This window comes from Streptomyces sp. NPDC003036, assembly GCF_040611175.1.
Lineage (GTDB): Bacteria > Actinomycetota > Actinomycetes > Streptomycetales > Streptomycetaceae > Streptomyces.
This window is the reverse complement of record NZ_JBEXNO010000001.1, coordinates 80,258-101,168: the sequence shown is the minus strand read 5'-3', so window position 1 is coordinate 101,168 and position 20,911 is coordinate 80,258. Positions and strand designations below refer to the sequence as shown.

Annotated in this window: 21 protein-coding genes, 1 tRNA gene and 1 pseudogene; 13 read left to right on the top strand and 10 right to left on the bottom strand. The window is 70.5% G+C overall.

What is annotated here, in order from left to right:
• Nucleotides 1–75 precede the first annotated feature (75 nt).
• Nucleotides 76–669, top strand: a complete 594-nt coding sequence (locus ABZX67_RS00450) for a GNAT family N-acetyltransferase (protein ID WP_355352120.1) — start codon at nt 76–78, stop codon at nt 667–669.
• A 100-nt stretch (nt 670–769) separates the two neighbouring features.
• Nucleotides 770–1,831: pseudogene (locus ABZX67_RS00445) on the top strand (glycosyltransferase 87 family protein); the annotation flags it as partial.
• A gap of 41 nt (nt 1,832–1,872) precedes the next feature.
• On the opposite strand, the gene ABZX67_RS00440 reads toward ABZX67_RS00445, so the two are convergent.
• Nucleotides 1,873–2,304, bottom strand: coding sequence for an arsenate reductase ArsC (locus ABZX67_RS00440; protein WP_355352117.1), 432 nt, complete (start codon nt 2,302–2,304; stop codon nt 1,873–1,875).
• A gap of 52 nt (nt 2,305–2,356) precedes the next feature.
• Between ABZX67_RS00440 and ABZX67_RS00435 the strand changes: the two genes are divergently transcribed.
• The 3 genes from ABZX67_RS00435 (at nt 2,357) to ABZX67_RS00425 (ending at nt 4,244) form a co-directional block, all read left to right on the top strand.
• Nucleotides 2,357–2,665, top strand: coding sequence for a metalloregulator ArsR/SmtB family transcription factor (locus tag ABZX67_RS00435; RefSeq protein WP_355352115.1), 309 nt, complete (start codon nt 2,357–2,359; stop codon nt 2,663–2,665).
• Nucleotides 2,662–3,744, top strand: coding sequence for an ACR3 family arsenite efflux transporter (gene arsB / locus ABZX67_RS00430; RefSeq protein WP_355352112.1), 1,083 nt, complete (start codon nt 2,662–2,664; stop codon nt 3,742–3,744). The genes ABZX67_RS00435 and arsB overlap by 4 nt, the downstream gene beginning before the upstream one ends.
• 164 nt (nt 3,745–3,908) lie before the next feature.
• The gene (locus ABZX67_RS00425; RefSeq protein ID WP_355352109.1) at nt 3,909–4,244 is read left to right on the top strand and encodes a DUF6344 domain-containing protein; all 336 of its coding nucleotides are present in this window, start codon (nt 3,909–3,911) and stop codon (nt 4,242–4,244) included.
• 10 nt (nt 4,245–4,254) lie between these two features.
• Here ABZX67_RS00425 and ABZX67_RS00420 read toward each other — a convergent pair whose 3' ends face one another.
• On the bottom strand, nt 4,255–4,947 hold the full coding sequence (locus ABZX67_RS00420; protein ID WP_355352106.1) for a DUF5324 family protein: 693 nt from the start codon (nt 4,945–4,947) through the stop codon (nt 4,255–4,257).
• A 163-nt stretch (nt 4,948–5,110) separates the two neighbouring features.
• Between ABZX67_RS00420 and ABZX67_RS00415 the strand changes: the two genes are divergently transcribed.
• Both ABZX67_RS00415 and ABZX67_RS00410 read left to right on the top strand, forming a co-directional pair.
• A complete protein-coding gene (locus tag ABZX67_RS00415; RefSeq protein WP_355352103.1) occupies nt 5,111–5,644 on the top strand; it encodes a peptidylprolyl isomerase in 534 nt (177 codons plus the stop codon).
• Between the two features lie 77 nt (nt 5,645–5,721).
• Nucleotides 5,722–6,585 (top strand): rhomboid family intramembrane serine protease, encoded by an 864-nt coding sequence (locus tag ABZX67_RS00410; protein ID WP_355352100.1) that lies wholly within the window; start codon nt 5,722–5,724, stop codon nt 6,583–6,585.
• Between the two features lie 258 nt (nt 6,586–6,843).
• Here ABZX67_RS00410 and crgA read toward each other — a convergent pair whose 3' ends face one another.
• Nucleotides 6,844–7,101: a cell division protein CrgA gene (gene crgA / locus ABZX67_RS00405; RefSeq protein WP_355352097.1), complete on the bottom strand. Its 258-nt coding sequence runs from the start codon at nt 7,099–7,101 to the stop codon at nt 6,844–6,846.
• A 151-nt stretch (nt 7,102–7,252) separates the two neighbouring features.
• Between crgA and ABZX67_RS00400 the strand changes: the two genes are divergently transcribed.
• The 5 genes from ABZX67_RS00400 (at nt 7,253) to ABZX67_RS00380 (ending at nt 10,735) form a co-directional block, all read left to right on the top strand.
• The gene (locus ABZX67_RS00400; RefSeq protein ID WP_355352094.1) at nt 7,253–8,020 is read left to right on the top strand and encodes a DUF881 domain-containing protein; all 768 of its coding nucleotides are present in this window, start codon (nt 7,253–7,255) and stop codon (nt 8,018–8,020) included.
• A gap of 113 nt (nt 8,021–8,133) precedes the next feature.
• Nucleotides 8,134–8,295 (top strand): hypothetical protein, encoded by a 162-nt coding sequence (locus tag ABZX67_RS00395; RefSeq protein ID WP_355352091.1) that lies wholly within the window; start codon nt 8,134–8,136, stop codon nt 8,293–8,295.
• Nucleotides 8,292–8,930 (top strand): aminodeoxychorismate/anthranilate synthase component II, encoded by a 639-nt coding sequence (locus ABZX67_RS00390; RefSeq protein ID WP_355352088.1) that lies wholly within the window; start codon nt 8,292–8,294, stop codon nt 8,928–8,930. Before ABZX67_RS00395 ends, ABZX67_RS00390 begins: the two co-directional genes overlap by 4 nt.
• Nucleotides 8,927–10,021 carry a class E sortase gene (locus ABZX67_RS00385; RefSeq protein ID WP_355352085.1) on the top strand — a complete coding sequence of 365 codons (1,095 nt, stop codon included), beginning with the start codon at nt 8,927–8,929 and terminating at the stop codon, nt 10,019–10,021. Before ABZX67_RS00390 ends, ABZX67_RS00385 begins: the two co-directional genes overlap by 4 nt.
• A 36-nt stretch (nt 10,022–10,057) precedes the next feature.
• Nucleotides 10,058–10,735 (top strand): class E sortase, encoded by a 678-nt coding sequence (locus ABZX67_RS00380; RefSeq protein ID WP_355352082.1) that lies wholly within the window; start codon nt 10,058–10,060, stop codon nt 10,733–10,735.
• Nucleotides 10,736–10,809: 74 nt separating this feature from the next.
• Here ABZX67_RS00380 and pknB read toward each other — a convergent pair whose 3' ends face one another.
• The 6 genes from pknB to ABZX67_RS00350 all read right to left on the bottom strand — a co-directional run bounded on the left by pknB (nt 10,810) and on the right by ABZX67_RS00350 (nt 18,895).
• The gene (gene pknB, locus ABZX67_RS00375; RefSeq protein WP_355352079.1) at nt 10,810–12,813 is read right to left on the bottom strand and encodes a Stk1 family PASTA domain-containing Ser/Thr kinase; all 2,004 of its coding nucleotides are present in this window, start codon (nt 12,811–12,813) and stop codon (nt 10,810–10,812) included.
• A 145-nt stretch (nt 12,814–12,958) separates the two neighbouring features.
• Nucleotides 12,959–14,419, bottom strand: a complete 1,461-nt coding sequence (locus ABZX67_RS00370; protein WP_355352076.1) for a penicillin-binding transpeptidase domain-containing protein — start codon at nt 14,417–14,419, stop codon at nt 12,959–12,961.
• Complete coding sequence (locus ABZX67_RS00365) at nt 14,416–15,846, bottom strand: FtsW/RodA/SpoVE family cell cycle protein (RefSeq protein WP_355352073.1); 1,431 nt, start codon at nt 15,844–15,846, stop codon at nt 14,416–14,418. Before ABZX67_RS00365 ends, ABZX67_RS00370 begins: the two co-directional genes overlap by 4 nt.
• Nucleotides 15,847–15,873: 27 nt before the next feature.
• Entirely contained in the window at nt 15,874–17,367 is a 1,494-nt protein-coding gene (locus tag ABZX67_RS00360; protein WP_355352070.1) for a Stp1/IreP family PP2C-type Ser/Thr phosphatase, read from the bottom strand.
• A gap of 138 nt (nt 17,368–17,505) precedes the next feature.
• Entirely contained in the window at nt 17,506–18,015 is a 510-nt protein-coding gene (locus ABZX67_RS00355) for an FHA domain-containing protein (RefSeq protein WP_355352067.1), read from the bottom strand.
• Nucleotides 18,016–18,025: 10 nt separating this feature from the next.
• Complete coding sequence (locus ABZX67_RS00350; RefSeq protein ID WP_355352063.1) at nt 18,026–18,895, bottom strand: DUF3662 and FHA domain-containing protein; 870 nt, start codon at nt 18,893–18,895, stop codon at nt 18,026–18,028.
• Between the two features lie 356 nt (nt 18,896–19,251).
• On the opposite strand from ABZX67_RS00350, the gene ABZX67_RS00345 reads away from it, so the two are divergent.
• Nucleotides 19,252–19,338: transfer RNA gene (locus tag ABZX67_RS00345), tRNA-Leu, on the top strand.
• Nucleotides 19,339–19,454: 116 nt separating this feature from the next.
• Here the strand turns inward: ABZX67_RS00345 and nhaA are convergent.
• Complete coding sequence (gene nhaA, locus ABZX67_RS00340; protein ID WP_355352060.1) at nt 19,455–20,753, bottom strand: Na+/H+ antiporter NhaA; 1,299 nt, start codon at nt 20,751–20,753, stop codon at nt 19,455–19,457.
• Nucleotides 20,754–20,911 lie beyond the last annotated feature (158 nt).

Below are 20,911 nucleotides of genomic sequence, written 5' to 3'. Positions count from 1 at the left end.
CAGAGGTCCTGCGCGGGAGAATCCCCGCCGGTGGCCGGGGGGTGGGCCCTTGCCGCCGGGAGTTAAGATCCATCCATGTCCGAAATGAATTTATGGCCGACTGCCGCTCCGCTCCAGGGGCCGCGTGTGCTATTGGAACCCCTGGCGATCACGCATGCCGAGGAGGCTGCGGAAATTCTCGGCGACGAGCGTTTGCACACGTGGATCGGCGGCACTCCCCCCACACGGGAGGAGCTGGAGCGGCGCTATCGGCGGCAGGCCGTCGGGCATTCGCCCGACGGGCGGCAGGGTTGGCTGAATTGGATGCTGAGGAGGAAGACCGACGGGCAGCTGATCGGAACGGTCCAGGCGACGCTGTACCGGTCCTCCCCCGACGGTGTCGAAGCCTCCCCCGACGGCCCCGGACCCTCCCCCGACCGTGTCGAAGCCGAGCTCGCCTGGGTCGTCGGCCATGCCTTCCAGGGCGCCGGCTACGGCAAGGAGGGGGCCTCCACCATGGTCCGGTGGCTGCGTACCCAGGGGGTGGCCGGCTTCGTGGCCCACGTACACCCCGGTCATGAGGCGTCGGCAGGCATCGCGAGCGCCCTGGGCATGAAGCCGACGGGCGAGGTCCACGACTCCGAGTTGCTGTGGGCCGACTTCGACCCGCGGGAACGTTCCTCGGGGTGAGTAGTACCTCGGGGTGACCGAGGGATGCGACCCCCGTGTGACGACCTCAACCCCCCTTCGCCCGCAGAGTCGTTCGCTTCCGACCCGAGGAGGCGTACGCATGAGGGCAGACCGGTCGACCGTCCCGGGAGCGCGCCGGGAGGCCGCGTTATGGGCGGTGTGCGCGGCGTTCGCAGGGCTCCTCGCCCTGGTGACGGCGCTCGGCACCCACCGGCTGTGGGGCACCACGGCGACCGTGGGGTACGCGGTCGCCGCGTGTGTCGTCGCTCGGGGCCGGGCGCTGCCGGGCAGGCTGGCCGCGCTGGCCGGTTCCGTGGTGGTGCCGCTCGTGGTGCTCGTCGCGCGGGGGCGTGCCCAGCTGGAAGTCGACGTGGTGGAGCGCTCCGGGGCCCTGCTGCCGGCCGGCGGCAGCCCGTACGTGGAGCGCCCGCTCGGTGTGGAGGACTACAACCCCTACCTGCCCGGCATGGCGGTGTTCGGCCTGCCGCGCGCGCTGTGGGGCGACTTCCCGCTCGCCGACGCGCGTTGGTGGTTCGCGGCGGCGTTCCTCGCGTCCATGGCGGGAGCGGCGCGGGCTGTGGCGGCCCGGAGTCCGGCGGCCCGGCGGTGGCCCGGTATCGGCCGCCATCAGGCCCTGGTGGTCCTCGCGGCCTTCCCCGCCGTGGCGCTGCCCCTGGCCGTCGGCGGCACCGACCTCCCGGTCGTCGGCCTCATGTGCCTCGCGCCGGCGCTCGCCTCGCGGGGTGCGGCCGGCCGTGCGGGGCTCGCGATGGGTGCCGCGGCGGCGCTCAAGTGGACGGCGTGGCCCCTGCTTCCGGTGGTGCTGGTCCTGCTGGCCTCGGTACGCGGCGGCCGGGCCGCCCTCCGCGCGGCGGGAGCGGCCGGCGGGGTGCTCCTGGTGGCGGTCGCGCCCGTCGTGGCGGCGCACCCCGCCACGTTCGTGGAGCAGCTCGTCCTCTTCCCGCTGGGGAGGGGCGGCGCGGCCTCCCCCGCGGCGAGCCCCCTGCCCGGTCGCCTGGTGGCCTCGTTCGTACCCGGCGGGTTCGTGCTCGCGACCGGAGCGCTGGTGCTCGGTGCCGTGGCGGTGGGCGTCCGCCTCTTCAGGCGGCCGCCGCGGGACGCCCACGCGGCGGCGGACCTCCTGGCCGTGGGGCTGGCCCTGGCGATGTGCCTGGCTCCGGCCACCCGCTTCGGCTACCTGCTCTACCCGTTCGTGCTGGCCGGCTGGTTCCGGCTGGCGTCGATCTCTTCGATGAGTCCTTCGACGAGCTTCTTGATCTCGTCGCGGATGGGGCGTACGGCCTCGACGCCCTGGCCGGCCGGGTCGTCCAGCTTCCAGTCCAGGTAGCGCTTGCCGGGGAAGACCGGGCAGGTGTCGCCGCAGCCCATGGTGATGCAGACGTCGGACGCCTTGACCGCGTCGACGGTGAGGATCTTGGGGGTCTCGGCGGACATGTCGATGCCGACCTCGCGCATGGCCTCGACGGCGGCAGGGTTGACGGCGTCGGCCGGGGCGGACCCGGCCGAGCGGACCTCGATCCGGTCCCCGGCGAGGTGGTTCAGCCAGGCGGCGGCCATCTGGGAGCGGCCGGCGTTGTGGACGCAGACGAACAGGACGGAAGGCTTGTCGGCCATCGAGGGCTCTCTTCGGATATGTCAGCCAGGAGTGATGTGACAGTATCAGTCCATGATGACGTCAGTCGACACTGAACTGATCCGGGTCCTGGCCGACCCGCTGAGGCTCCGGATCGTGACCCTGCTCGCCCGCGAGACGCTCTGCACCACCCATCTCGTGGAGGAGACCGGTGCGCGTCAGACGAACCTCTCCAACCACCTGAGGGTGCTGCGCGAGGCGGGGGTCGTGGAGACCGAGCCGTGCGGCCGGTTCACGTACTACAAGCTGCGGCCCGACGTCATCGCGCAACTCGCCGACCAAATCGCCGAGCTGGCCGCCACCGCTCGTACCGCCGCCGACAACAAGAGGGCCTGTCCGTGACCCGCACCGAAGCACCCGCGACCACCACCGAGGCAGCGTCCGTCGTCGCGAAGCTCTCCACGCTCGACCGCTTCCTGGCCGTATGGATCCTGCTGGCGATGGCGCTGGGCCTCGGCCTCGGCCGCCTGGTTCCGGGCCTGAACGACGCCCTCGCGAAGGTGGAGATCGGCGGGGTCTCGCTGCCGATCGCCGTCGGTCTGCTGATCATGATGTACCCGGTCCTGGCGAAGGTCCGCTACGACAAGCTCGACGCCGTCACCGGTGACCGGAAGCTGATGGTGTCGTCGCTGGTCATCAACTGGGTCCTGGGCCCCGCGGTGATGTTCGCCCTTGCCTGGATCTTCCTGCCGGACCTGCCCGAGTACCGCACCGGCCTGATCATCGTCGGCCTCGCCCGCTGTATCGCCATGGTCATCATCTGGAACGACCTGGCTTGCGGCGACCGCGAGGCGGCGGCCGTGCTGGTGGCGCTCAACAGCGTGTTCCAGGTCCTCGCCTTCGGCGTGCTCGGCTGGTTCTACCTGGACCTGCTGCCCGGCTGGCTCGGCCTCGGCAACGGCGCGTCGCTCGACATCTCCATGGGGAAGATCGCGCTCAACGTCGTCATCTTCCTCGGCATCCCGCTCCTCGCGGGCTTCCTTACCCGCCGGATCGGCGAGAAGAAGCTCGGCCGGGAGTCCTACGAGGGCGGCTTCCTGCCGAAGATCGGCCCGTGGGCCCTCTACGGCCTGCTCTTCACGATCGTCATCCTCTTCGCCCTCCAGGGGAAGACCATCACCTCGCAGCCGCTCGACGTCGCCCGGATCGCGCTCCCGCTGCTCGTGTACTTCGCGGTCATGTGGTTCGGCACCTTCGCCCTCGGCAAGGCCATCGGCCTCGCGTACGACCGCACCGCGACCCTCGCCTTCACCGCCGCCGGCAACAACTTCGAGCTCGCGATCGCGGTCGCCATCGCCACCTTCGGCGTGACGTCCGGCCAGGCCCTCTCCGGCGTCGTCGGCCCGCTCATCGAGGTCCCGGTGCTGGTGGCGCTCGTGTACGTGTCGCTGGCCTGGCGCCGGAGGTTCACCGCCGCCTGAGGCGGCCCGTCCTCTGGCCCGTCCTCGCGGTCCGCCACTTCTGTTACGCCGGACGAGTGCTGTTCATCGGAAGATCTGCCGGGGCGCGGCGCCGGTGCTCGCGATCCCGGCCCCCATACACATCATGAGAAAGGTATGCAAATCGCCCAAGAAAGCGAGGGGCCATGGCCGCCGTCAGGTTCACGTCGTACGTCCGGACGCTCATCTCTCCGCTGATCGCCCTGCTGACCGCGCTCCTCGGCGCTCTGGGTTTCGGCCGCGGCACCGCGGCGCGGACGGCGCCGGCCCCGGCCGCCGCCGCCTCCGTATCCGGCTCCGCCTCCGTGTCCGTACCGGTGCAGCGCGGGGCGTCGCCCGGGCCCGTACGGCCCCGGGCCCTGCCGCCCACGATCAAGCAGCGCATCCGCGCCGAGGCGCACGGGTCGTCGCCCTCCGTGCGCCATCTGCCGGCTGCCGCCCCTGCCGAGCCGGACCTGACGGACCTGGCCCTCGCGGCCTGACGGGCCCGGTTCAGGGGCGGTCCTCGCGGTTCCGCTCGGACGACTCGCTCTCCGCCTGCTTGGCCTCCACCTCCGGGTCCAGCGGCCCCAGGCTGCCGTCGACCGACGTCAGCGGGCCCTCCGAGACCTCGGTCGCGGCCGGGGGCTCCACCAGCCAGTCCGGGTTGGCCTGCTTGTCCCACCACTTCCACGCGGCGAACGCGGCACCCGCCAGCATCCCGACGGCCGCCACCTTCTTGAACATCCGCCCGGTCCTCGCCCGGCGCTCGTGCCTCCGGACGAGCCGCTGGATCTCCTGGGCCGTCACCTGGCCCCGCAGCGCGGCCACCGCCGCGGCCGAGCGGTTCATCGCCTCCGCCCGTACGGGCTGGGCCGCCGCCATCGCCTTCTCCATGCGCGGCGCCGTGTACCGCGCCGCCTCGCGCGCGGCCCTGCGGGTCTGCGTCACCGCGCGGTGCGCGGCCTGGTCGAGCTTCGGCGGCACGTGGGGCGCGACCATCGTGGCGTACTGGGCGCGGGCCTGCGTACGAGCCTGATGGGCGGCGTTCGAGACCTTCGGCGCGACCCGTACGCGCGCTTCGGTCGCGTAGTGCACGGCCGAGTCCTTCGCCGTGCTCGCGTAGGGCGCCACCACTTCCGCGGCGTGCCGCACGCTGTCCATTGCCGAATCGGTCGCGGCGCGCACGCTGTCCTTGCGGGTCACGGGATCCTCCTCCTCGGTGGCGGGGTCGCTATTCGCCTTTCCGTCCTTTTTGAAATCATGCCTGCCGCCGTCGTGGTCGGCATGCGGTACGGGCATCCGGGGCATCGGCCCTCTCCCGTGGGAGGATCGGCAGACGTCAGACCAGACTTACGGAAGGCGCACCGTGGCCGAGCAGCTTTACGCCACCCTCAAGACCACCATGGGCGACATCGCGATCCGGCTCCTGCCGTTCCACGCCCCGAAGACGGTCAGGAACTTCGTGGAGCTCGCCAAGGGCGAGCGCGAGTGGACCAACCCGGAAACGGGCGTGAAGACCACGGACCCGCTCTACAACGGCACGGTCTTCCATCGGGTCATCAGCGGCTTCATGATCCAGGGCGGCGACCCGCTCGGCAACGGCACCGGCGGCCCCGGGTACGAGTTCGCCGACGAGTTCCACCCGGAGCTGTCCTTCAACAAGCCGTACCTGCTGGCCATGGCCAACGCCGGCCCGGGCACCAACGGCTCGCAGTTCTTCATCACCGTCTCGCCGACCGTCTGGCTGACCGGCAAGCACACCATCTTCGGTGAGGTCGCGGACGAGGCGAGCAAGCGGGTCGTGGACGCCATCGCCGACGCCGAGACCAGCTCGCGCACGGACCGTCCGGTGACGGACGTGGTCATCCAGTCCGTCGTGATCGAGTCCCGTAAGAGCTGAGGCCTGACCGGGCACTTTTCGCCCCGCCCCGTCCGTCCCTAAGGATGGACGGGGCGTCGCGTTGAGAGGGGAACCCCATGGAGCAGGCGCAGGCGCCGAGCTGCTATCGCCACCCGGGCGTGGAGACCGGTATCCGGTGCACCCGCTGCGAGCGGCCGATCTGCCCGGACTGCATGATGGAGGCGTCGGTCGGCTTCCAGTGCCCGGAGTGCGTGCGGGGCGGGTCCGGCACGGGCCACGCGCCCTCGGCGAGCCGGCCGCGGACGGTCGCGGGCGGGGTGATCACGGCCGGCGACCCGCAGCTCATCACCAAGATCCTCATCGCCGTGAACCTGGCCGTGTTCCTGGCGGTACGGGCCAAGCCGGAGCTGCTGGACCGGCTGGACCTCATCGGGCTGGCTTTCGTCCCCCAGTTCGGCGAGGTGGTCGGTGTCGCGGAGGGTGAGTGGTTCCGGCTGCTGACGGCGGCGTTCTTGCACTGGGAGATCTGGCACATCGGCTTCAACATGCTCGGGGTGTGGTGGCTGGGCGGCCCCTTGGAGGCCGCGCTCGGGCGGGTGCGCTACCTCGCCCTCTACCTGCTCTCCGCGCTCGCGGGCAGCGCCTTCACCTACTTCGTCGCGGCGCAGAACCAGCCGTCGCTCGGGGCGTCCGGCGCGGTCTTCGGCCTGCTGGGGGCGACGGTGGTGCTGGTGCGGCGGCTCAAGTACGACATGCGGCCGGTGATGACCCTGCTCGTACTGAACCTGGTGCTGACCTTCTTCTGGGACAACATCGCCTGGCAGGCGCACATCGGCGGCCTGGTCGCCGGTGCGGTGATCGCGTACGGGATGGTCGGCGGCCCGCGCGAGCGGCGGAGGGTGACCCAGTGGGCGGCCTGCGGGCTGGTCCTCGTGTTGACGCTCGGCACCGTGGTTCTGAGGACTGTCGCGCTCAGCTGAGCGGAAGCTTTCCCCATCGTTGTCCACAGCGGGTGGCGGATCTTGTGCACCGGGTGGGGAACGCCTGTGCCCCTCACTGTTGACCTGCGGTTTTACGCGGCGGGGCGAGGGGCGGGCGTAGTCACATCGGCGTCAACACCGTGGAGGTTATCCACAGATCGTCTGACCTTTTTCCACTGGCCTGTGCACAACGCTGTGGATAACCTCTGGGCACGGCTTGACGGCTCAGCCGAAGCGGAAGCCGTCACTTCCCGGGCGTCACTTCCACTGGGTGGAGACGCCGAAGCCGCCGGCGATGAAGCCGAAGCCGACGACGATGTTCCAGTTGGTGAGCGACTTGATGGGCAGCGAGCCGTCGGTGACGTAGAAGACGACGATCCAGGCAAGCCCGATGGCGAAGAGAGCCAGCATCACCGGCGCCACCCAACTGCGGTTGGTCAGCTTGATGGTGGTCGCCTGCTTCGCGGCCGGCGGCGGCGTGAAGTCGGCCTTCTTGCGGATACGTGACTTCGGCACGAGGGACTCTCCTGTCGATGCGCTGCGTTACCGCGCAGGGAAACTGTGGCGTGTGCTGGTGTCGCCGGGGCTGAGACCGAGGGGGACCACTGCGTCGCCCGGGCGTCCGTTAGCGTAGTGCTTCCGCGGCGCTGAAGGAGATAAGGGTACGTTGAGCAATTCCGCCGACTCTCCAGCAGAGCCCGCCCGGCGCCGCACCTGGCGACCGGTCCGGGTGCTCACCGCCGGCGTCTTCGCCCTCGCCGGCCTGATCTTCGTGACGAGCTTCAACACCGCCCAGGGCACCAACATCCGCGAGGACGCCTCGCTGCTGAAACTCTCCGACCTGATCCGCGAGCGCAGCCGGAAGAACGCCGAGCTCGACGAGTCCACCGCGGTGGTACGCGGTGAGGTCGACGCCCTCGCCCGCCGCGACGACGGCTCCACCAAGGCGGAGGACGAGAGGCTCGGCGCCCTGGAGAAGACCGCGGGCACGACGCCCGTCGCCGGCCGCGGCCTGACCGTCACCCTCAACGACGCCCCGCCCAATGCCCAGGCGGCCCCCGGCTACCCCGAGCCGCAGGCCAACGACCTGGTGATCCACCAGCAGGACCTCCAGGCGGTCGTCAACGCCCTGTGGAAGGGCGGCGCCGAGGGCATCCGCGTCATGGACCAGCGGCTGATCTCCACCAGCGCGGTCCGCTGCGTCGGCAACACCCTCATCCTCCAGGGCCGCGTCTACTCCCCGCCGTACAAGATCACGGCGGTGGGTGACACCGGAAGGCTCCAGCGCGCCCTGGAGGGCTCCACGGCCATCCAGAACTACCTGCTGTACGTGAAGGCGTACGGCCTGGGCTGGAAGGTCGACGAGCACGACAAGGTCTCCCTCCCCGGCTACTCCGGCCCCGTGGACCTCCACTACGCCAAGCCCACTTCCTAGGGACACGACCTGGGGCGAACCACCTGCTTTGGACAGCTGACCCATCCGGGCGGTGCGGACCCGTACTCTGGGTTCGGTATCGAAGGGCATTCGAGGAAGGACCAGCAGACGTCATGTACGGCTGGATCTGGCGGCATCTGCCGGGCAACGCCTGGGTGCGGGCGGTCATTTCGCTCGTCCTGATCCTGGCGGTGGTCTACGTGCTCTTCCAGTACGTGTTCCCCTGGGCGGAGCCTCTGCTTCCGTTCAATGATGTGACGGTGGACGGTCAGTGAGCGCGCGCATCCTCGTAGTCGACAACTACGACAGCTTCGTCTTCAACCTGGTCCAGTACCTGTACCAGCTGGGCGCCGAGTGCGAGGTCCGGCGCAACGACCAGGTCGAGCTGAGCCACGCGCAGGACGGCTTCGACGGCGTCCTGCTGTCGCCCGGCCCCGGTACGCCCGAGGAGGCCGGGGTCTGCGTCGACATGGTCCGGCACTGCGCCGGCACCGGTGTCCCCGTCTTCGGCGTGTGCCTCGGCATGCAGTCGATGGCCGTGGCGTACGGCGGTGTCGTCGACCGCGCCCCCGAGCTGCTGCACGGCAAGACCTCGCTCGTCACGCACGAGGGGCGGGGCGTCTTCGCCGGGCTGCCGTCGCCCTTCACCGCGACCCGGTACCACTCGCTGGCCGCCGAGCCGGGCGACCTGCCCGACGAGCTCGAGGTCACGGCGTGGACGGAGGACGGCATCATCATGGGGCTGCGCCACCGCGACCTCGCGGTGGAGGGCGTCCAGTTCCACCCGGAGTCGGTGCTCACGGAGCACGGGCACCTGATGCTCGCCAACTGGCTGGAGCAGTGCGGCGACACCGGCGCGGTCGGCCGGTCGGCAGGGCTCGCGCCGGTGGTGGGCAAGGCCGTCGCGTGACCCCCGTGCGCCCGGAGCGCGAGCACGGTTCGCCGTGGTTCCGGGCCGCGAACCTACCGGCGGAACCAGATCCTCCGCTTGAGGCGCCGCCGGCGTACGAGGCGCCGGCGTACGAGGCGCCGGGGTACGAGACCCCTCCGTACGAGGTTCCGGAAGCCCCCGACCCGGAGACGATGGCCCTCCGCACGGAGGACACCCGGCGCGTGGCGGCCGGCCCTCCGCTGGACAGCCCCACACCCGACAGCCCCACGCCCGACCTCCCTCCGACCGGCGGCCGCGCCGAGCGCCGCAGGGCCGCCAAGGGCCGCGGCCGCCGCCGCGCGGGCAAGCACGCCCCGGCGCCGGCCGCACCGCCCCCGTCCGCCGGGCCCGACCGGCCGCTGTCGCGCGTCGAGGCCCGGCGCGCCGCCCGCGCCCGCAAGGACAGCGTCGGCGTGGTCGCGAGCCGCGTGGTGGGCGAGCTGTTCATCACCTTCGGCGTCGTGATGCTCCTCTTCGTCACGTACCAGCTGTGGTGGACCAACGTCCGCGCCGGACTACAGGCCGACCAGGCGAAGAAGGGCATCGAGGAAGCCTGGGCCGAGGGGCGCAAGCCCGGCGCGTTCGAGCCCGGCCAGGGGTTCGCGATCATGTACATCCCGAAGCTCGACGTCGTCGTGCCGATCGCCGAGGGCATCGACAAGGAGAAGGTCCTCGACCGCGGCATGGTCGGCCACTACGCCGAGGGCCCGCTGAAGACCGCCATGCCCTCCGACAAGCAGGGCAACTTCGCGGTCGCCGGGCACCGCAACACCCACGGCGAACCGTTCCGCTACATCAACCGCCTCCAGCCGGGCGACCCCATCGTCGTCGAGACCCAGGACGCGTTCTACACGTACGAGATGACGAGCATCCTGCCGCAGACGCCGCCCTCCAACATCTCGGTGATCCAGCCGGTCCCCGACGGCTCCGGCTTCACGGGCCCGGGCCGCTACCTCACGCTCACCACCTGCACCCCCGAGTTCACCAGTACGTACCGCCTGATCGTGTGGGGCAAGATGGTCGAGGAACGCCCACGCAGCAAGGGGAAACCGGACGCGCTCGTAGGCTGACGACCGACTTCCAGACTTCTTGACGGGACAGATGCAGTGGCACGTGCGCGCAGCCGGATCGCCGGCGTCATCAGTGTCTTCGGTGAACTGCTGATCACCGGGGGCCTGGTGATGGGCCTGTTCGTCGTCTACTCCCTGTGGTGGACGAACGTGCTGGCCGACCGCGAGGCGGACAAGCAGGGCGACGACGTACGCCACGCATGGGTCTCGGCGGCCCCCGGCGCGCTCGACACCAAGGGCGGCATCGGCTTCCTCCACGTACCGGCGATGAAGAACGGCGAGGTGCTGGTCAAGAAGGGCACCGACGCCGACACCCTCAACCACGGCGTCGCCGGCTACTACACGGACCCCATCGCGTCCGCGCTGCCCTCCGACAAGCAGGGCAACTTCACCCTGGCCGCGCACCGCGACGGCCACGGGGCGAAGTTCCACAACATCCACAAGCTGAAGCACGGCGACGCGATCGTCTTCGAGACGAAGGACCTCTGGTACGTCTACAAGGTCTACAAGACCCTCCCGGAGACGTCGAAGTTCAACGTCCGCGTCCTGGACCCGGTCCCGAAGGAGTCGGGCAAGACGAAGCCGGGCCGCTACATCACCCTGACGACCTGCACGCCGGTCTACACCTCGGACTACCGCTACATCGTCTGGGGCGAGCTGGAGCGCACGGAGAAGGTCGACGCCCGGCGCACCCCGCCCGCGGAGCTGCGCTAGCCGCCTACGACGGAGCCCCGGCACCCTCACTGAGGTGGGTGCCGGGGCTCCGTCGTACGCGGGCGTCCCGGGTGTCAGTCCTTGGGGAGGACGGCCCCCGTGGGGCCGCCGAAGAAGCCGCCGTCGCCTTCGTTCCCGTCGCCGTTGTTGCCGTTGCCGTTGCCGCCCATGGTCTTCACGTTGACCGGCTGGTTCGGCTGGGCCGGGGTGCCCGGCGGCGGGTCCTGGGCGACCACGAAGGCGGTGTCGTCCTTCGGGCCGTCCACGTTGCCGAGCTGGAGCCCCGCCTGCTGGAGCGCCTGCTTGGCCTGGCCGAGCTGCTGCCCGACCAGCTGCGGCACCTGCGCCTGCTGCTGCGGGCCCTTGGAGACCTTCAGGGTGATCTCGCTGCCCTTGGAGGCCTTGCTGTTGCCGGGCGGGTTCTGGTCCAGGACGGTGCCCGCGGGCTGGTCGGAGTCGACGTCCTCCCGCTTGACCTTGAACTCCAGCGTCTCCAGCTGGCTCTTCGCGGCGTCGAACTGCTGGCCGGTGACCGGGGGCACGTTCACCTGGGCCTGCTTGGAGACCGTGAGGGTGACCGTGGCGCCCTTCTCCTGCTGGGTGCCGCCCTCGGGGCTCTGCCGGATCACCTCGCCCGGCTGCTGCTCGGACTCCTCGTACTTCACGTCGACCTTGAAGCCCTTGTCCTGGAGCGCCTGCGTCGCGCTCTCCTCGGACTTCTCCGTGACGTCCGGCAGCTCGATCTTCGGGGCACCCTCGGAGAGCCAGACCTGGATGGTGTCGCCCTGGTTCATCTGGGCGCCCGGGGCGGCAGCGGGCAGTTGCCGGCAGATGCTGTCCTTGGGCTGGTCGCAGCGCTCGGTGCCGGCCCGGGTGACCTTGACGTCCGCGTTGGTTGCCTGGGCCTGTGCCTTCTCCAGCGTCTGGCCGACCACGTTCGGCACCGGCACCTGGGTGGCGCCGTCCTTGCTGTCGAAGACGGATCGGCCGATCAGGATCGCGCCGACCAGCACCAGGATGCCCGCCAGGGCCAGCAGCACGGTCGAGGTGCTCGACTTCCGCTGGCGGCGGCGGTCCGGGCGGTCGTCGTAGCCGTAGCCGCCGTCGTCCGGGTTCATCGGCGGCAGCATCGACGTCTGCCCGGCCGGGTCTGCCTGGCGCAGCGCCGTCGTCGGCTGCTCGTCGGGGGCGTACCCGCCGTAGCCGACGGCGCCCATGGCGGCGGTCGCGGCGACCGGCTGGCCGTCGAGGCACGCCTCGATGTCGGCGCGCATCTCGTCGGCCGACTGGTAGCGGTAGTCCGGGTCCTTGACCAGCGCCTTCAGGACGATGGCGTCCATCTCGGGCGTGATCTCGGGGTCGAAGTTGCTCGGCGGCTGCGGCTCCTCGCGCACGTGCTGGTACGCCACCGCGACCGGCGAGTCGCCCACGAAGGGCGGGCGCACGGTCAGCAGCTCGTACAGCAGGCAGCCGGTGGAGTACAGGTCGGAGCGGGCGTCGACCTGCTCGCCCTTGGCCTGCTCCGGGGAGAGGTACTGGGCGGTGCCGATCACGGCGGCGGTCTGGGTCATGGTCATACCGGCGTCGCCCATGGCGCGGGCGATGCCGAAGTCCATGACCTTGACCTGGCCGGTACGGGTCAGCATGACGTTGGCCGGCTTGATGTCGCGGTGGACGATGCCGGCGCGGTGCGAGTACTCCAGGGCCTGGAGGATGCCGACGGTCATCTCCAGCGTGCGCTCGGGCAGCAGCTTGCGCCCGGAGTGCAGCAGCTCACGCAGGGTGGAGCCGTCGACGTACTCCATCACGATGTACGGGATGGAGATGTTGTCGACGTAGTCCTCGCCGGTGTCGTAGACCGCGACGATCGCCGGGTGGTTGAGCGAGGCGGCCGACTGGGCCTCACGGCGGAACCGGGCCTGGAAGGACGGGTCACGGGCGAGGTCGGCCCGCAGCGTCTTCACGGCGACGGTGCGACCGAGCCGGGTGTCGTGGGCGAGGTAGACCTCCGCCATGCCACCGCGGCCGAGCACCGAGCCCAGCTCGTACCGGCCGCCGAGGCGACGCGGCTCTTCCATAACTGTTCCAGCCCTCTCCGTCAGTCCCGACCGCACCCCTCTGTGTGGTCCGGCGGTGTGCTGTCCGCGCATACGCTACCGGCCACGGCGAGCCGTGCGGACCGCGACCGCCAGCTGATACGCGACCGGTACACAGCCACAGCCGTCACTTCTTGCTGTCCAGAACCGCCTTCATCACATCGCGCGCGATGGGTCCGGCCAGGCCGCCACCGCTGATGTCGTCGCGGGTCGCGTCGGAGTCTTCGACGATAACCGCTACGGCGACCGGAGAGCCGCTGTCGGTCTTCGCGTATGAGATGAACCACGCGTAGGGGCGGGCCTTGTTCTTCTCGCCGTGCTGCGCGGTACCCGTCTTGCCACCGACCGTGACGCCGTCGATGGCCGCCTTGCGGCCGGTGCCGTTCTCGACGACGTTCTCCATCATCTGCTGGACCAGCTGCGCGGTCTTCCCGGACATCGGCCGGCTCATCTCCTCGGGCTCGTTGCGCTCGAGGATGTCCAGGTCGGGGCCGGTGACGTGGTCGACCATGTACGGCTTCATCAGCTTGCCGTCGTTGGCGATCGCCGCGGTGACCATGGCCATCTGGAGGGGGGTGGTGGCGGTGTTGAACTGGCCGATGGAGGAGAGCGCGTTGCCCGGGCGGTCCATCTGCGTGTCGTAGACCGACTTGGCGGCGCGGACGGGGGTGTCGATCTCCCCGTTGTTGAAGCCGAACTTCTCCGCCATCTTCACCATCTCGTCACGCCCGACCTCGTCACCGAGCTTGGCGAAGACCGAGTTGCAGGAGACCTCCATGGCCCGGTTGAGCGTGGCGTTCTCGCACCCCTGGGCGTGGTTCTTCATGGGCGTGCGCGTGTTGGGGAGGATGTACGGCTCCGGCGTGTCCGTCGGCGCGTTGATGTCGGTGACCTTGCCGGTCTCCAGGGCAGCCGCGGCGGTCAGCACCTTGAAGGTGGAGCCGGGAGGGTAGACCTCGCGCAGCGCGCGGTTCAGCTTTGGCTTGTCCTTGTCCTTCTCCAGCGCGACCCAGGCCTTCTCGTCCTTCGCGCTGTAGCCGGCGAAGGTCGACGGGTCGTACGACGGGGTCGAGGCGAGCGCCAGGATCTTGCCGGTGGACGGCTCGATGGCGGCGACGGCGCCCTTCTTCTTGCCGAGGCCTTCGAAGGCGGCCTTCTGGGCGGCGCCGTTGAGGGTGGTGATCACGTCGCCGCCCCTCTTCTTGTCGCCCGTGAACATCGACATGGTGCGGTCGAAGAAGAGCCGGTCGTCGTTGCCGGTGAGGATGCCGTCCTCGAGCTTCTCGATCTGGTTGGCGTCGTACGCCTGCGACGCGTAGCCGGTGACCGGCGCCCACATGGGGCCGTCGATGTAGGTGCGCTTGTACTTGTAGAAGGGGTCCTTCGAGTCGACGGAGCCGGTGATCGGCTTGCCGTCGACGATGATGTTGCCGCGCGGGTTGGCGTACCGCTCGATGGTGACGCGCTTGTTGCGCTCGTGCGCGGACAGCTCCCCGGCGCGGACGTACTGGATCCAGTTGTCCCGGATGAGCAGGGCGAGCACCAGCAGTCCGCAGAAGATCGCGATATGGCGCAGGGGCTTGTTCACGGTCGGACCACCTGGGTCATCTCGGCGTCGGGGGACGGGGCGGGGGCCGGCGCGGGACGGCGCGCGGTGTCGCTGATCCGCAGCAGGATGGCGATCAGGGCCCAGTTCGCGATCACGGACGAACCGCCGTACGCGAGGAACGGCATGGTCATACCGGTCAGCGGGACGAGGCCCATGACACCGCCGGCCACCACGAAGATCTGGAGGGCGAAGGCGCCGGACAGGCCGGTCGCGAGGAGCTTGCCGAACGGGTCGCGGGCGGCCAGCGCGGTGCGGATGCCGCGCTCGACGATCAGCGCGTACATCAGCAGGAACGCCATGACGCCCGCGAGGCCGAGTTCCTCGCCGACGGTGGCGAAGATGAAGTCGGAGTTGGCGGCGAAGCCGATGAGGTCGGAGTTGCCCTGGCCGAGTCCGGCGCCGAGGGTGCCGCCGGAGCCGAACGACATCAGCACCTGGGACATCTGGTCGCAGGCGGCGGCCATGTTGGACCCCTCGGGCGCCGTCTTGAGGCACTCGAAGGGGTCGAGCCAGGCGGCCACACGGGACTTGACGTGGCTGGCGGTCGAGCCGACGACGACCGCGCCGCCCACGGCCATCAGCAGACCCATGATGATCCAGCTGGTCCGCTCGGTCGCCACGTACAGCATGATCACGAACATGCCGAAGAACAGCAGCGACGTACCGAGGTCGTTCTCGAAGACCAGGATGAGCAGGCTGACGGCCCAGATGGTGAGGATCGGGCCGAGGTCGCGGCCGCGCGGCAGGTACAGCCCCATGAAGCGGCGGCTGGCCAGCGCGAGCGCGTCGCGCTTCACCATCAGGTAGCCGGAGAAGAAGACCGCGATCACGATCTTCGCGAACTCACCGGGCTGGATGGAGAACGGCCCCACCCTGATCCAGATCTTGGCGCCGAAGACGTCGGCACCGAGACCCGGCACGAGCGGCAGCAGCAGCAGGACGATCGCCGCCACCATGGAGATGTACGTGTAGCGCTGCAGGACGCGGTGGTCCTTCAGGAACATCAGCACCAGCAGGAACAGCGCGACGCCGATCGCCGAGTACATCAGCTGCTTGGGCGCGTCCGGGGTGAAGGTGTCGTACCGCGCGATGATGCGCGGCGACTGGTCCAGCCGCCAGATCAGCACCAGCCCCAGGCCGTTGAGCAGCGTCGCCAGCGGCAGCAGGATCGGGTCGGAGTACTTCGCGAACTTCCGCACCAGCAGGTGCGCGACACCCGCGAGCAGCGCCAGCCCGACGCCGTACCCGAGCATGCCCGCCGGGACCTTGCCGTCCAGGGCGAGGCCGACGTTGAGGTACGCGAACACCGGGATGGCGACGGCGAAGCCGAGCAGCGCCAGTTCGGTGTTGCGGCGGCTCGGCAGGTCGATCGCGCCGATGGTGGTCGTGTTGGTGACAACGCTCATGGTGGTGAAAGGCCCCCCTACGGGTCCTTACTGCTTGCCGCAGTTCGAGGCCAGCTTCTGCTCCTCCTCCGAGAGGCTGGGGCCCGGGGAAGGAGTGGCAGTGGCTGCGGTGGGCTTGGTGGTGGTGGGGACGCCGGTCGTGCCGCCGGCCTGGCCCTCACCGGGCGGTGCGGTGTTCGCGCGGTCCGCCGCCTCCCGGCGCTGCTCCAGCTTCTTGCAGGCGGAGGCCTGGGCGGCGAGCTCCGCGACCTTCGCCTGCGCCTTGGCGAGGCTGCCGCCGGTGATGGTCTCCTCGACCTGCTTGCGCCGGTACTCGGGGAGGTACTTGAGTTCGATCTCGGGGTGGTCCTTCTCGACCTCCGAGAGCGAGATCCACGCCAGGTCCTGGCTGATGCCGCGATAGAGCGCGACGTGCTCGTCGTTGGCGCCGACGTAGTACTGCGTCTGCGTCCAGCGGTAGCCGCCGTACAGACCGCCGCCGACCACGGCCAGCGCGAGCACGATGAAGAAGGAGCGCTTCAGCCAGGCGCGGCTCTTGCGGGGCTTGGTGAAGTCGTCGTCGCCGTACGCGCCGAAGGAGCCCTCGGGCGGCATACCGGAGCCGTAGCCGAGGTCGCCGCCGCTGCCGGGCGGGCCGAAGCCCCCCTGCGGCGCCTGCGGGGCCGGGCGGCCGAGGCCGGAGGCGCGGCCCGCCGGGGTCTCCATGGCGCCGCCGTCGTTCAGCTGCGGCTGGTTCTCGGCGACCGCGCCGACGATGACCGGGGTGTCGCTGAGCTGACCGGCGAGGGTGTCGCCGCCGTCCACGTCGAGGACGTCCGCGACGATCACGGTGATGTTGTCGGGGCCGCCGCCGCGCAGCGCGAGCTGGATCAGGTCCTGGACGGTCTCCTGGGGGCCCTGGTAGCTGGCGAGGGTCTCCTCCATCGTCTGGTGGGAGACGACGCCGGACAGGCCGTCGGAGCAGATGAGATACCGGTCCCCGGCCCGCACCTCGCGGATGGACAGGTCCGGCTCGACGTGGTCGCCGCTGCCCAGGGCGCGCATCAGCAGCGAGCGCTGCGGGTGGGTGGTGGCCTCCTCCTCGGTGATGCGGCCCTCGTCGACCAGCCGCTGCACCCAGGTGTGGTCCTGCGTGATCTGCGTCAGCACGCCGTCGCGCAGCAGGTACGCGCGCGAGTCGCCGACGTGGACCAGGCCGAGGCGCTGGCCCGTCCACAGCAGGGCGGTCAGGGTGGTGCCCATGCCCTCGAGCTGCGGGTCCTCCTCGACCATCATCCGCAGCTGCTCGTTGGCGCGCTGCACGGCCGTGCCGAGCGAGGTGAGGATGTCCGAGCCGGGCACGTCGTCGTCGAGGGTGACGATCGTGGAGATCACCTCGGAGGAGGCGACCTCGCCGGCGGCCTGGCCCCCCATGCCGTCGGCGATCGCGAGCAGGCGGGGACCGGCGTAACCCGAGTCCTCGTTGCCCTCGCGGATCATGCCCTTGTGCGATCCGGCGGCGAAGCGCAGTGAAAGGCTCATGCGCACCTGCCCTGTCGACTCTGCCTCGGGGTACAGCCGGTCTCGAGCCACACTGCCCACCCTCCGGTCGGGAGCCGGTGCCGGTCGCCTGTGGGCGCCACCGCTGCGGCTCGCTCGCTCCGCTCGCTCATTGTCGTACTACTTCCGCAGCTCGATGACGGTCTTGCCGATGCGGATCGGCGCGCCCAGCGGAATGGGGGTCGGGGTGGTGAGTCGGGTCCGGTCGAGATACGTGCCGTTGGTGGACCCGAGATCCTCGACGATCCACTGGCCGTCACGGTCCGGGTAGATCCTGGCATGCCTGCTGGAGGCGTAGTCGTCGTCCAGCACGATCGTGGAGTCGTGCGCCCGGCCCAGCGTGATGGTCTGGCCCTGGAGCGCGACCGTGGTGCCGGTCAGGCTGCCCTCGGACACGACCAGCTTGGTCGGCGCGCCGCGGCGCTGGCGGCCGGCCTGCTGGCGCTGGGGCGGAGGGGCGGAACCCTGCCGTGCCGTCTGCTGCGGGCGCGCGCCGTCACGGCGCGAACCGCGCTGCGTGACACGCGTACCGAACAGGTCGCTGCGGATGACCTGAACGGCCACGATGACGAACAGCCACAGTACGGCGAGGAAACCCAACCGCATGACCGTGAGGGTCAGCTCTGACATTGCCCCCGCTTCACCCTTCGGCTTGCCGGTAAACGATGGTGGTACTGCCCACGACGATCCGCGAGCCGTCGCGGAGCGTAGCGCGGGTGGTGTGCTGCCCGTCCACCACGATGCCGTTGGTGGACCCGAGATCCTGGATCGTCGAGGGCGTTCCGGTCCGGATCTCGCAGTGGCGGCGCGATACGCCGGGGTCGTCGATCCGCACGTCGGCGTCGGTGCTGCGGCCCAGCACGAGCGTCGGGCGGGAGATCTGGTGGCGCGTGCCGTTGATCTCGATCCAGCGGCGCACCTGGGCGCCGGGCATGGGGCCCGGACCGGCCGGCGGGCGGCCGGCGGCGGGCGGACGGTTCATGCCGGGCGGCGGGGCCGCGGGCATGGGAGGGGCGCCGGCCGGGGGGTATCCGTAACCGCCGGGGCGACCGCTCGGTGCGGGTCCGGCCGGTGCGGCCGGGCCTGCGGGGCCCGCGAGGCCTGCCGGGCCCGCGGGAGCCTGCGACTGTGACGTACTCGACGCGAGGGTGCGGCTGCGCACCCGGTACAGCCCGGTGTCGAGGTCGTCCGCCTTCTCCAGGTGGACCTTGATCGGCCCCATGAAGGTGTACCGCTGCTGCTTGGCGTAGTCGCGGACCAGGCCGGACAGCTCGTCGCCGAGCTGGCCCGAGTACGGGCTGAGGCGCTCGTAGTCCGGCGCGCTCAGCTCGACGATGAAGTCGTTGGGGACGACGGTCCGCTCGCGGTTCCAGATCGTCGCGTTGTTGTCGCACTCCCGCTGGAGGGCGCCCGCGATCTCGACGGGCTGGACCTCGGACTTGAAGACCTTGGCGAAGGTGCCGTTGACCAGGCCTTCGAGTCGCTGCTCGAATCGCTTCAGGACTCCCATGGGGCACCTCCTCCGTCGTTGCCGTCCTGGTACTGCTTACTGATCGTATCCACGCGTCGGGAAATCGGCTGGTTCCCCTTCTCTGGCCTGTGGATGAGTGTCACCTCTCACAGGGATCGTAGAGGGGGCCTCATGACAGTGTCCCGCACCCCGGGTGCACCGTGGAGGAGTGGGTGCGGCGGGGTCCGGTTCGCCGTGTTCCCGTCGTCTTCTCCGTTCCTCCCCTCCCTGTCTCTGTTCGCGGGCCGGGGCCCCGAAACAACGGATGTGAATCCACCCCCGACGACGTGCTAATCTTCTGATGTCGCCAGGCGCTCCGGCGGAAAAAACCGGGGCCGACAGCGGCAACACCCAATGCGCGGGTGGCGGAATAGGCAGACGCGCTGGATTCAGGTTCCAGTGCCCGCAAGGGCGTGGGGGTTCAACTCCCCCCTCGCGCACCAGCAGAGACGGGTCTCTGCCAGGACGAAAGTTCTGGCAGGGGCCCGTCTCTCGTTTATGCGTGGATGGCGCGACGACACCCGACCCCCTCGGGGGAGGGCCGGGTGGCGCCGCCGGGTCAGCGCTCGGAGGCGGCGGTGCGCTGGTAGATGTCCGGGATGCCGTCGTGGTCCTCGTCGCGCTCCTCCTCCTCGTACAGGCGGCGGTAGATGCCGTTGCGGCGCCTGATGAGGAGGGCGGCCAGGCCGGCGGCGGCGAGGGAGCCGATCAGGACCGCGGCCTTGACGCGCTCCGCCATGGCCGGGTCGGGGAAGGCCAGTTCGCCGATCAGCAGCGCCACGGTGAAGCCGATCCCCGCGAGTACGGCGAGGGCGAAGACGTCCGCCCAGGCCAGTTCCGGGTTGAGCTGGGCGCGGGTGAAGCGGGCGGCCAGGTAGGTGCCGACGAAGATGCCGAGGGTCTTGCCGACGACCAGGCCCAGGACCACGCCCAGCGGCTCCGGCCGCGTGAAGACCTCGGCCAGGGCCGCGCCCGAAACGCCGACGCCTGCGGCGAAGAGCGCGAACAGGGGCACCACGACCCCCGCCGAGAACGGGTGGACCCGGTGGGAGGTGCGCTCGGCCGGGGAGGCGGTCTCGCCCTCGTCGCGGGTGGTGCGCAGGATCAGGCCCATGGCGACGCCCGCGACGGTGGCGTGGACGCCGCTGTTGTACATCAGCGCCCAGGTGACGACGCCGAGGGGGACGTACCACCACCAGCCGCGGACGCGGAGGCGCTGGAGCGCGTAGAAGAGGACCAGGCAGGCGACGGCCCCGCCGAGCGCGGCGAAGTTCAGGTCGCCGGTGAAGAAGATCGCGATGATGAGGATGGCGCCCAGGTCGTCGACGACGGCGAGGGTGAGCAGGAAGGCGCGCAGCGCGGACGGCAGGTGGCTGCTGAGGACCGCGAGGACGGCGAGGGCGAAGGCGATGTCGGTGGCCATGGGCACGGCCCAGCCGTCCAGGCTGCCCCCGCCCGCCGAGGCGGTGACGGCGTAGAGGGCGGCGGGCACGACCATGCCGCAGAGGGCGGCGATGACCGGCAGGGCGGCCGTGGCCGGGGTGCGCAGTTCGCCGACGACGAGCTCGCGCTTCAGCTCGATGCCGGCGACGAGGAAGAAGAGGGTGAGCAGGCCGTCGGAGGCCCAGTGCTCGACCGACAGGTCCAGGCCGAGGGCGGGTATGCCGAAGTGGGCGTCGCGTATCTGTTCGTAGGAGCCGCTCCACGGGGTGTTCGCCCACACCAGCGCGATGACGGCGGCCGCGAGGAGGACGAGCCCGCCGACGGTCTCCGTTCGCAGGGCCTGGACCACGGCGTTGCGCTCGGGCAGGGGCAGGAGCCCCAGGAAGGGGGAACGCTCGCGGGGTGCGGCAGCCATCGGGGAGTACCTCCGGGGGGATCGGCTTGAGGGCATACGAGCCCCTGGGACGCCGACCAGACTTCCCGGCACACCGCGCGTCCGTGGCAGCCGCTCGGAAGGCGGACGTTGACGCGTTCCTCACACCTAACCACGGCCGCCGGGATCCCGCCACCCCC